Origin of the sequence: Candidatus Symbiopectobacterium sp. NZEC127, assembly GCF_025962675.1 — a bacterium.
Classification (GTDB): Bacteria; Pseudomonadota; Gammaproteobacteria; order Enterobacterales; family Enterobacteriaceae; genus Symbiopectobacterium.
Genome location: NZ_JAGFPG010000001.1, coordinates 848,720 through 859,373, shown reverse-complemented (window position 1 = coordinate 859,373; position 10,654 = coordinate 848,720). Strand labels below are relative to the sequence as shown.

Below are 10,654 nucleotides of genomic sequence, written 5' to 3'. Positions count from 1 at the left end.
GAAATAGCATGATCAGTACGATGCGACGTCACGCGACCACGCTGGCGCTGTTTGCCGCCTTGACCACCGGCTTGACGGCGCTGGTCAATAGCCTGACCAAACCCACCATTGCTCATCAAACACAGTTGCAACAAAAAGCGCTGTTGGATCAGGTGATTCCGCCGGATAGTTACGACAACAACATTCTGCAAGAATGTTACCTTGTCACCGATGAGGCGTTGGGCACGGCATCCCCACGCCATCTCTACATTGCGCGTAAAGGTGATACCCCGGTGGCGGCAGCCGTTGAATCCAGCGCACCGGACGGTTATTCCGGCGCGATTCATCTGCTGATAGGGGCAGATTTCCATGGTAAGGTACTCGGGGTTCGGGTAACTGAGCACCATGAAACGCCCGGTTTGGGCGATAAAATTGATCTGCGGGTGTCAGACTGGATAACCCGCTTTACCGGGCGCACCGTGCAAGGCGCTGACGATCGCCAGTGGGCCGTCAAAAAGGATGGCGGAGAATACGATCAGTTTACCGGCGCAACCATTACGCCCCGCGCGGTGGTAAACGCAAGCAAACGCACTGCACTTTTTATGCAGAGCATCCCGGCGCGCCTGGCGACATTGCCGAATTGTGGAGCAGAGTAACATGAGTGAAGCGAAACGCCTGCTGGTCCAGGGGCTTTGGAAAAACAACTCGGCACTGGTGCAACTGTTGGGCATGTGCCCGCTGCTGGCCGTCACCTCCACCGCCACCAACGCCCTGGGTTTGGGATTAGCCACCACGCTGGTACTGACCTGTACCAATGCAGCGATTTCCGCCATGCGCCGCTGGGTGCCGTCAGAAATCCGCATTCCTATTTATGTCATGATTATCGCGGCTGTGGTCAGCTCGGTAGAGATGCTGATTAATGCTTACGCCTATGGCTTGTACCAGTCGCTGGGCATTTTTATTCCGCTGATCGTGACCAACTGTCTGGTCATCGGCCGCGCGGAAGCCTACGCCGCACAAAACCCCGTCGCCCTCTCGGCGCTGGATGGTTTCGCCATGGGCATGGGGGCGACCTGTACCATGTTTGTATTGGGTTCGCTGCGTGAACTGCTGGGTAACGGCACACTGTTTGACGGTGCAGACTTACTGCTGGGCAATTGGGCTAAAGTGCTGCGCATTGAAGTGATCCACGTTGATACCCCGTTCTTGCTGGCGATGCTTCCTCCCGGCGCGTTTATCGGTTTGGCGCTGTTGCTTGCCGCCAAGTATCTGATTGACGAAAAAATGAAACGCCGCCGCGCCGTTAGCGAAGCAAAACAGCACGCTGCGCCCGTCGCGACGCTGACCGGAACGGCGCAATAAGCACAAGGATAAGACGATGAACAAGGAAAAACGCGGCGAAATCTTGCGTCGTCTGCGCGATGCGAATCCACATCCCACCACCGAGCTACACTTTGAGTCGCCGTTCGAGCTGTTGATTGCCGTGCTGCTGTCAGCGCAGGCCACGGACGTCAGCGTTAATAAAGCCACGGCAAAACTCTATCCGGTCGCCAACACACCAGAAGCTTTGTTAGCGCTTGGGGTTGACGGTGTAAAAGCCTATATCCGCACCATTGGCCTGTTTAACAGCAAGGCTGAAAACATCATCAAGACCTGCCGTATTCTGTTAGACAAGCATCAGGGTCAGGTGCCGGAAAATCGCGAAGCGTTAGAAGCCCTGCCCGGTGTCGGCCGTAAAACCGCCAACGTGGTGTTAAACACCGCCTTTGGCTGGCCTACCATTGCCGTTGACACCCATATTTTCCGCGTGTGTAACCGCACCGGTTTCGCGCCGGGAAAAAACGTGGACACGGTAGAAGAAAAGCTGTTGAAGGTGGTGCCAGCGGAATTCAAAATCGACTGTCACCACTGGCTGATTCTGCACGGACGTTACACCTGTATCGCCCGTAAACCGCGCTGCGGTTCCTGCCTGATTGAAGATTTGTGCGAGTTCGGTGACAAAGTTTACCCCTGACGTCACTCAACAAGCTCAGCAACGTCTCTCCAAAACCCATTCTGATATCGCGTTCAGGGCACCGGGCGCGTAGGCAGACTGCCCTGCGGCTAAAAATCCCCACTGCGTCCAACGCGGCCATTGTTCACTTAGCTGGTAATTAAACCATTTGGCGCGCAGCAAACCGTGGGTGGCATCCTTGACCTCGCGCAAGCAGCGGGAGGTTGCCACCGGCAACAACCGGCTCCATACGGTTAACGTTTCCTTCGAGGAAACATTGAGATCCTGAGCCCCCATCAGCACCATCACCGGCACCCGCTGCGCGGCAATGTCCTGACGGGCGTCCGACAACGCATTACGTCGCTCAAAATCGTCGCGCGTGCAACGTGACGCGCAAGGTTGCATCACGGTTTGGGGGGAAAAGCGTTGTGCATAGGCCGCACGTTCTGTTGCGATGGCAGCGGCAATCACTGGAGGCTCTGCGCCTTCTGCCGCTAAGCGCTGCTGCATATAGTAGAAGCCTTGTTCGCGCCAGTTTATTGCGGGGCCAATCAACACGATAAAATCTGCCGTTGAATGCTGACTGGCATAGGGCACCACCCATCCGGCCTGAGAAAAACCGAGAAACCCGAGACGACTCTCTTTCAATTCCGGCCGCGCACGCAACGCCTGTACTGCGGCAACCGCTTCCTCGGCACGATCGCGTAGCGTTTGCGCCAGCCAATCACCGCTGCTGGCCGCTACGCCGGGCTTATCCCAGGAAAAGACGCCAATCCCCTGTGCAACAAGCGCATTGACCAGCGGAAGGTAGCCACCGTCAGACCAGCGATCCTGGGCACCGTCGCCGTGCACCAGCAGCACCACGGGCGGGTTGTGTTGGTTATCAGGCAATAACAGTGTGCCTTCAAGATGGGCATCGCCCAGCGAAAACGATAACGTCTGCTGGGCGCGTTCAGGGAGTTCAAAAGCGGAGAGGCCATGCAGCACAATGCCTGATATCACAAGTAGCGCACAGGCCGTTACCGATAGTACCAGCTTGATCATGCTATGCCCTCCTTGCAAACCAATAGCCGACGCTATTTCACTGGCAGCGTGATGTCCTTGAACATGGCTTCAATTTCTTCATTGGAACGCAAGGCAATGGCAGAATCCACCACATCGCGCGTGAGGTGCGGCGCAAAGCGTTGAATAAAATCATACATATAACTGCGCAGGAAGGTGCTGCGCCGGAACCCGATCTTGGTGGTGCTGTAGCTAAAAATGCTGTTAGCGTTGATGGTCACCAGATCTGTCTCGGTGCGCGGATCGACGGCCATATTGGCAATGACACCAACGCCCAACCCCAGACGCACGTATGTTTTGATTACGTCGGCATCCGTTGCGGTGAATACGATGCGCGGCGTCAGCCCTGCACGGTTGAATGCGGTATCCAGCTCCGAACGGCCGGTAAAACCGAAGGTGTAGGTAACGATCGGATACGCCGCCAGCTCTTCAATGGTGATATCTTTTTTGGTTGCCAGCGGATGATCGGGTTTCACCACCACCGCGCGATTCCAGTGATAGCACGGCAGCATGATCAAATCGTCATACAGGTGCAACGCCTCGGTGGCGATGGCAAAATCTGCCGTCCCTTTCGCAACCGCTTCGGCTATCTGCGTTGGCGATCCCTGATGCATATGCAGTGAAACGCGAGGATAACGATCGATAAAGCCTTTGATGACATCCGGCAGTGCATAGCGAGCCTGCGTATGCGTGGTCGCCACATAGAGCGAACCTTTGTCGGGATAGGTGTGTTCTCCGGCTACTGCCTTGATGGCATCCACCTTGGAGAGCACTTCCCGGGCAATACGCACCACTTCCTGACCGGCGGGCGTGACCTGAGTCAGGTGTTTACCGCTGCGCGCAAAAATTTGAATTCCCAGCTCATCTTCCAGCATTCTCACCTGTTTACTGATCCCCGGCTGCGAGGTGTACAAGCCTTCAGCCGTTGAGGAAACGTTCAGGTTATGATTAACAACTTCAACGATATAACGAAGCTGTTGCAATTTCATATGTCATCCCATGTTATTGAGCATGTGCATCAGGCACGAATAAATTATCTACCGTTGCTTTACTTTTTCATGACGCCGCAACGTTTGCAATGCGATGAAAAGCAGACGGTTATTTCATCATATTAAGGTCATTTAATCATAAAAAATATTTTTATATAACTATTATCTTTTCATCGATAGAAATAGATCCCTCAACGTGAGCTGAGTGGGGGCGCTCATTCTAGCGCACGGCGGCATTATCCTCTCAGCTAGATCGCTATCTTCCTACCCAGATCAAAAAAGCCAGCCCAAAAGGCTGGCTCAGATGGCTTACAACATCACTTACACTGCGTCATCCTCGGCGAAAGCCGGGGATCTCTCTGAGAATAAACGCGTTTCTTCTGCAAGGGATTCCCGCTTTCGCGGGAATGACGGGGGGAAATTGGCTTTTATTCACATGGCAGAGAATTATTTTTTCTCAGAGGTCCATTTGCCATCGACATAGAATGCAGACCACCCGGTCGCCTTGCCGTTTTTCTCCGAAGCAACGTATTGTTGCTTGGTTTTACGACTAAAGCGCACCACCGCCTTGTTGCCTTCGGCATCTTCCACCGGCGCATCGGCCAGATAGCGCAGTTTCTCCGGCAGGCGATCGCGGAATCGCACCAGTTCTTCCACTAACGGCGCGCGGGTTTCACGCGATTTCGGGAAGGTGTTGGCGGCCAGGAATACTCCTGCGGCACCGTCACGCAGCACAAAATAGGCATCGGATTTTTCGCACGGCAGTTCGGGTAAGGGAACCGGATCTTCCTTCGGCGGAGCGACTTCACCGTTGCGCAAAATCTTGCGGGTATTGGTGCAGGTTTCATTGGTGCAGGCCATGTATTTGCCAAAACGCCCCATTTTCAGGTGCATATCGGAACCACACTTGTCGCACTCCACCACCGGACCGTCGTAACCCTTGATGCGAAACTCACCGTTTTCGATCTCATAACCATCACATGCCGGGTTATTGCCGCACACGTGCAGTTTACGCTGGTTATCGATCAGGTAGCTGTCCATCGCGGTGCCGCACTTGCCGCAACGACGGCGTGCGCGCAGCGCATTGGTTTCCGCCTCATCCCCTTCCAGCACGTTCAACACTTCGGCTTCAGGAATCAGATTGATGGTGGTTTTGCAGCGCTCTTTTGGCGTCAAAGCATAGCCGGAACAGCCGAGGAACACCCCGGTGCTGGCGGTACGAATCCCCATCTTGCGCCCACAGGTCGGGCAATCGATGGTGGTCAGCACCATGGCATTGGGTCGCATTCCCCCCACTTCCGGATCCATTTCCGCTTTTTCTAGCTGCTGGCTGAATTCGGCAAAAAACTCATCCAGCACCCCTTTCCACTCCGCCTGATTGTTGGCGACCTGATCGAGGCTGCTTTCCATACGCGCAGTAAAATCGTAATTCATCAACTCGCGGAAATTTTCTTCCAGACGGTCGGTGACAATTTCACCCATTTTTTCCGCGTAGAAACGGCGGTTTTCCACCCGCACATAGCCACGATCCTGAATGGTTGAAATGATAGAAGCGTAGGTAGACGGACGACCGATACCGCGTTTTTCCAACTCTTTTACCAGCGAGGCATCGCTGTAGCGCGCAGGCGGTTTGGTAAAGTGCTGGCTCGGCAGCAGTTTATCCAGGGTCATCACTTCGCCGACGTCAACGGTCGGCAGCGTGCGATCTTCGTCACCTTTACGCAGCGCTGGCATCACTTTGGTCCAGCCATCAAAACGCAGGGTGCGCCCTTTGGCGCGCAGTTGATAGCCTTCCGCGTTCACCGACAGCGTTGTGGAGTCATACTTGGCCGGTGTCATTTGGCAGGCAACGAATTGGCGCCAGATCAACTGGTAAAGTTTCTGCGCATCGGCTTCCATATCCTTCAGTGCATCCGCCAGAACGGCGACGTCCGAGGGGCGGATCGCTTCATGCGCTTCCTGAGAGTTTTCTTTACTGCTGTAGAGGTTCGCGCTCTCCGGCAGGTAAGCGTTACCAAAGCTGGACGCAATATAATCGCGCGCCATGGTCAGCGCATCCTGACTCAGGTTGGTAGAGTCGGTACGCATGTAGGTGATGTAGCCCGCTTCATACAGACGCTGCGCCATCATCATGGTTTTTTTAACGCCAAACCCCAAGCGAGTACTTGCCGCCTGTTGCAGCGTGGAGGTGATAAACGGTGCCCCCGGTTTGCTGCTGGTCGGCTTGTCTTCCCGCTCCGCAACCACATAGCGCGCGGTCTCCAGCACGCTGACCGCAGCCGCCGTTTGCGCTTTATTGACTGGCTTGAACGGCTTGCCATCAAAATGCGTCACCTGCATTTGCAATGCGGCACTCGATGACAGCAAATCAGCATGCAGTTCCCAGTACTCTTCCGGGATAAAGGCCTTGATTTCGCGCTCGCGATCCACGACCAAGCGTACCGCAACGGACTGCACGCGACCGGCAGAAAGCCCACGGGCGATTTTCTTCCACAACAGCGGAGAAACCATATAGCCCACGACACGGTCCATAAAACGCCGCGCTTGCTGCGCATTGACCCTGTCGATATTTAATTTATCTGGTTTTTCAAACGCCTGCTTGATCGCGTTCTTGGTAATTTCGTTAAACACCACGCGGCTGAAACGGCCTTCATCGCCCCCAATGATTTCCCGCAGGTGCCAGGCAATGGCTTCCCCTTCGCGGTCAAGGTCGGTTGCGAGATAGACGTGGTCGGCATTGGCCGCCAGCGTTTTCAGTTCAGAGACGACTTTCTCTTTGCCGGGCAATATTTCGTAATCAGCCTGCCATCCGTGGTACGGATCGACCCCCATACGATTGACCAGCGCAGTGCGCTCATCTTTTTTGCCGGCTTTTTTCGCTTTGCCAGGCTCAGCGCTCTTCTTCGCCGCCGCAGAACCGCTGGTCGGCAAATCACGCACATGACCGACGCTCGATTTCACCACGTAGTCATTGCCCAGATATTTGTTGATTGTTTTGGCTTTGGCCGGGGACTCAACTATGACGAGAGCTTTACCCATATGTATTGTTACCTACCGAATGCTTCATATTAACGTGTTGTTGAGGGCGTCTGCTCCCTTTTTCAAGGGGCATATACGTCATTTATTCTCTACCGCTACGCCTGTTGGCGTACTTCCAGCTTCACTGGGTGGAGATTCAAGAGTACGTAACGGTCAATAAACCATTCCATAACCACATGACCATCCACGTTTTTTTGCTGTAATGACGGTTAACTGCCCGCGGTGCCGCCTAACGCTGCTGCGACACCGTAAAGAATTTTTTCCGCTTAACGATACAAAATCCCACACTCTACCTGATAAATGCCGCCACGCAACCTAATTAGCATGGAAACGCGGTTTTCGCCAACCTCTGCTGCTCATCGTTATCGGCTGAAAACGGCGTTGTCTTCAGAAAAATTACGTCGTCATATCAATCTGTTTTCACAGGTTCTGCGAAAAAAGCGCAAAAAAGCACAAGCGAATGCCGCCGGGGTAGCGTTAGAATAGCGTCATGAGTTTCAGTAGGAGTAACACCATGTCAGACAATGAGACTATTGCCGCAGAGCACAGCGCCACAGAGAAGGTTAACATCGATCGCCAGACGCTGTTGGAAGAAGCTAACCGTTTGATTCAGAACCATGATGACTATCTGCACGGCATGATTGCCACCGACGTCAATCAGAAGAGCGGCGTGCTGGTCTTTAAAGGGGATTATTTCCTGGATGACAACGGCCTGCCGACATTAAAAACTACGGCGGTGTTTAACATGTTCAAGCATTTGGCGCATGAATTGTCAGAGAAGTACCAACTGATCGACTAAGCGGGATATCCCTGTACGCGGTGTATTTTGCCGCGCACAGGGTTAAACGCCTCAAACAAACGGATGGCTGCCCCGCTGCCACCAACGCAGCAGCAGACGTTCGGCGGATTCACCCGCGTTTCCCATGATTTTGTCCAACAGGCGCTTGCGCCGCGTATAACGCACGCTCAACACTTCATGCGTGGTTATTTCCTGGACCAGCAAATCGTCGCTGGTGCCAATCTCATCGACCAGTCCCAACGTTTGTGCCTGCGTGCCAAACCAATGTTCGCCCGTGGCGGTTTTATCGATGTCCAGCGAGGGCCGCATCTCTTTGACAAACTGCTTGAACAGGCCGTGAGTGACGTTCAGCTCTTCACGGAATTTTTCACGCCCCTGCTCCGTATTCTCACCAAACAGCGTTAACGTGCGCTTATATTCACCGGCAGTGTGCAATTCGACATCAATATCATTGTTTTTCAGCAACCGATTGAAGTTGGGGATCTGAGCGACCACGCCAATAGAACCGATGATGGCAAACGGCGCCGCTACAATGCGGTCGGCCACGCACGCCATCATGTATCCGCCGCTGGCAGCCACCTTGTCCACCGCAACGGTCAACCGAATGCCGCCGTCACGCAGACGCTGTAACTGAGAAGCGGCCAACCCGTAGCCGTGCACCACGCCGCCGGGGCTTTCCAGACGCAACAGCACTTCATCCTGCGGCGTCGCCACCGCCAGCACCGCCGAGACTTCTTCACGCAGCGCCGAGACTTCACCGGCATCCATGCTGCCGTTAAAATCCAATACGTAAAGACGTGGTTTCAGCACTTTCTCATCGCCGCGTTTGGCGCGCAGTTTCTCTTCTTTCGCGGCAGCCTTGTCTTCTTTTTTCTTACGCTTGGCGACCAGTTTGCGTTCCGCATCACTCATGCAGGTGTCGCGCATTTCATTTTGCATTTCGCGATACTGTTCGCCCAGGTTCATCACCTGCAACTCCCCTTTGCGCGGGCGTTTTCGCTGCGTGACACCAAAGGTCAACACCACCAGTGCGCCAATGGCCAGCACTATCGTGACTACTTTTGCCAGAAATAAGCCGTACTGAGAAAGCAATTCCACAAATACCGTCCCTCGTTTACTGAGTCATATCATGACGCCGCCGATGTTAACCTGCGCAGTCGCCTGCGACACACCACACCATCATACCGCTCGTCTTACGCCACTCCACGGTTTTCATCAAACCAGCGCGAGAGCAAAAAGACAGCCTAACGTATGGCGTGAAATATGGCGATGTTATTCATGGGTTTTTTACACCTGTTGCTGTTTTTTACCGCAGCGGCCCAAGAATGCGCCCGACGCGCATTGAATTCACCGTCGCATTGAGGCATAACTGCCGTTACGTCCTATGGTTTGCGGCGTATAGAGGAAAGCACCGTGCATTATCAACCCATGAATGATCTTCTCAAACACCGCCTTATTCTGGTCACCGGCGCGGGCGATGGCATCGGCCGCGAAGCCGCGCTCACTTACGCGCGCCACGGAGCCCGGCCGATCCTGCTGGGTCGTACCGAACATAAATTACAGGATGTACAAGCGGAAATCCTGCGTGAAACCGGAACACCATCGCTGATTGTGCCCTGCGATTTATTGACAGTCACCGCCGAGACGTGCGCTGCGCTGGCGGCTGACCTGGAAAAACAGATACCGCACCTTGACGGCGTACTGCATAACGCGGGGTTGCTCGGGGATATCGCACCGATCGCCGGACAGGATCCGACGACCTGGCATCAGGTGATGCACGTTAACGTGAATGCGACGTTTATGCTGACGCAGGCGCTGTTACCCCTGTTGCTAAAAGCCGCCAGCCCCTCTCTGGTGTTCACCAGTTCCAGCGTGGGTCGCGTCGGTCGCGCTGAATGGGGAGCCTATGCGGTTTCCAAATTCGCCACCGAAGGGCTTATGCAGGTATTGGCCGATGAGTACCGCAACCAGCATTTGCGCGTTAACTGTATCAATCCGGGTGGCACGCGCACCGCAATGCGCGCCAGCGCGTTCCCGGATGAAGATCCCCAACGCCTCAAAACCCCGGCCGAGATTATGCCGCTCTACCTTTATTTAATGGGTGATGACAGCAAACGCAAAACCGGCATGAGTTTCGACGCACAGCCGGGCAGAAAGCCCGGCCCAGCCGTATAAGGGAGCCCTGACCATGGATAACGATCGCCACAAGCAGCGCCAGCAAAAACTGAAACAACGGGTCGACGAACGCATCGCGGCGGCCAACGACGTGCGCGGCATCCTGATGGTGTTTACCGGTAACGGCAAAGGAAAAACTACGGCGGCGTTTGGCACCGCGACACGCGCGGTAGGCCACGGCCTGCGCGTCGGCGTGATTCAATTTATCAAAGGTGAATGGCCCAACGGCGAGCGCAACCTGCTCGCCCAGCACGGCGTTGAGTTTCAGGTGATGGCAACCGGATTTACCTGGGACACACAGGATCGCACCGGTGATACGCTGGCAGCACAAGCCGTCTGGCAGCACGGCAAACGTATGTTGGCCGATGCTTCGCTCGATGTGGTGATCCTCGACGAACTGACCTACATGGTGAGCTACGACTATCTGGCGCTGGAAGACGTGGTGACCGCACTGCAACAGCGACCGGCCCATCAGAGCGTCATTATTACCGGGCGCGGCTGCCACCGCGAGTTGCTGGAATTGGCGGATACGGTAACGGAAATGCGACCGACAAAGCATGCATTTGATGCGGGCATAAAGGCCCAGCAAGGGATTGATTGGTAAGCAGATTGGACTGA

The 10,654-nt window shown here is 54.7% G+C and carries 10 protein-coding genes; 6 read left to right on the top strand and 4 right to left on the bottom strand.

Annotation, left to right across the window (positions count from 1 at the left end; all coding sequences use genetic code 11):
- The first annotated feature begins 8 nt into the window (after positions 1 to 8).
- Genes rsxG through nth form a run of 3 tightly spaced genes read left to right on the top strand, consistent with a single transcriptional unit; the run spans position 9 to position 1,993 of the window.
- The gene (rsxG, locus tag J5069_RS04120) at positions 9 to 635 is read left to right on the top strand and encodes an electron transport complex subunit RsxG (RefSeq protein WP_264642653.1); all 627 of its coding nucleotides are present in this window, start codon (positions 9 to 11) and stop codon (positions 633 to 635) included.
- 1 nt (position 636) lies between these two features.
- The gene (locus J5069_RS04115) at positions 637 to 1,341 is read left to right on the top strand and encodes an electron transport complex subunit E (protein ID WP_264642652.1); all 705 of its coding nucleotides are present in this window, start codon (positions 637 to 639) and stop codon (positions 1,339 to 1,341) included.
- A 16-nt stretch (positions 1,342 to 1,357) separates the two neighbouring features.
- A complete protein-coding gene (nth, locus tag J5069_RS04110; RefSeq protein ID WP_264642651.1) occupies positions 1,358 to 1,993 on the top strand; it encodes an endonuclease III in 636 nt (211 codons plus the stop codon).
- A 15-nt stretch (positions 1,994 to 2,008) separates the two neighbouring features.
- On the opposite strand, the gene J5069_RS04105 is transcribed toward nth, so the two are convergent.
- From J5069_RS04105 to topA, 3 genes are all read right to left on the bottom strand, one after another.
- Positions 2,009 to 3,016, bottom strand: coding sequence for an alpha/beta hydrolase family protein (locus J5069_RS04105; RefSeq protein WP_264642650.1), 1,008 nt, complete (start codon positions 3,014 to 3,016; stop codon positions 2,009 to 2,011).
- Between the two features lie 32 nt (positions 3,017 to 3,048).
- The gene (gene cysB, locus J5069_RS04100) at positions 3,049 to 4,023 is read right to left on the bottom strand and encodes an HTH-type transcriptional regulator CysB (RefSeq protein ID WP_264642649.1); all 975 of its coding nucleotides are present in this window, start codon (positions 4,021 to 4,023) and stop codon (positions 3,049 to 3,051) included.
- A gap of 447 nt (positions 4,024 to 4,470) precedes the next feature.
- On the bottom strand, positions 4,471 to 7,062 hold the full coding sequence (gene topA, locus J5069_RS04095; protein ID WP_264642648.1) for a type I DNA topoisomerase: 2,592 nt from the start codon (positions 7,060 to 7,062) through the stop codon (positions 4,471 to 4,473).
- Between the two features lie 514 nt (positions 7,063 to 7,576).
- Between topA and J5069_RS04090 the strand changes: the two genes are divergently transcribed.
- On the top strand, positions 7,577 to 7,861 hold the full coding sequence (locus tag J5069_RS04090; protein ID WP_264642647.1) for a YciN family protein: 285 nt from the start codon (positions 7,577 to 7,579) through the stop codon (positions 7,859 to 7,861).
- Positions 7,862 to 7,912: 51 nt separating this feature from the next.
- On the opposite strand, the gene sohB is transcribed toward J5069_RS04090, so the two are convergent.
- Complete coding sequence (gene sohB / locus J5069_RS04085) at positions 7,913 to 8,959, bottom strand: protease SohB (protein ID WP_264642646.1); 1,047 nt, start codon at positions 8,957 to 8,959, stop codon at positions 7,913 to 7,915.
- 315 nt (positions 8,960 to 9,274) lie between these two features.
- On the opposite strand from sohB, the gene J5069_RS04080 reads away from it, so the two are divergent.
- Together J5069_RS04080 and cobO are read left to right on the top strand one after the other, a co-directional pair.
- Positions 9,275 to 10,036 carry a YciK family oxidoreductase gene (locus J5069_RS04080; RefSeq protein WP_264642645.1) on the top strand — a complete coding sequence of 254 codons (762 nt, stop codon included), beginning with the start codon at positions 9,275 to 9,277 and terminating at the stop codon, positions 10,034 to 10,036.
- A gap of 13 nt (positions 10,037 to 10,049) precedes the next feature.
- The gene (cobO, locus tag J5069_RS04075; RefSeq protein ID WP_264642644.1) at positions 10,050 to 10,640 is read left to right on the top strand and encodes a cob(I)yrinic acid a,c-diamide adenosyltransferase; all 591 of its coding nucleotides are present in this window, start codon (positions 10,050 to 10,052) and stop codon (positions 10,638 to 10,640) included.
- The last annotated feature ends 14 nt before the right edge of the window (positions 10,641 to 10,654 follow it).

What these genes read in the sequence shown, in the direction of transcription:
- J5069_RS04090 (WP_264642647.1), top strand. Translation starts at nt 7,577, where the DNA reads ATGTCAGACAATGAGACTATTGCCGCAGAGCACAGCGCCACAGAGAAG.
- topA (WP_264642648.1), bottom strand. Translation starts at nt 7,062, where the DNA reads ATGGGTAAAGCTCTCGTCATAGTTGAGTCCCCGGCCAAAGCCAAAACA.
- cobO (WP_264642644.1), top strand. Translation starts at nt 10,050, where the DNA reads ATGGATAACGATCGCCACAAGCAGCGCCAGCAAAAACTGAAACAACGG.
- J5069_RS04115 (WP_264642652.1), top strand. Translation starts at nt 637, where the DNA reads ATGAGTGAAGCGAAACGCCTGCTGGTCCAGGGGCTTTGGAAAAACAAC.
- rsxG (WP_264642653.1), top strand. Translation starts at nt 9, where the DNA reads ATGATCAGTACGATGCGACGTCACGCGACCACGCTGGCGCTGTTTGCC.
- J5069_RS04105 (WP_264642650.1), bottom strand. Translation starts at nt 3,016, where the DNA reads ATGATCAAGCTGGTACTATCGGTAACGGCCTGTGCGCTACTTGTGATA.
- cysB (WP_264642649.1), bottom strand. Translation starts at nt 4,023, where the DNA reads ATGAAATTGCAACAGCTTCGTTATATCGTTGAAGTTGTTAATCATAAC.
- nth (WP_264642651.1), top strand. Translation starts at nt 1,358, where the DNA reads ATGAACAAGGAAAAACGCGGCGAAATCTTGCGTCGTCTGCGCGATGCG.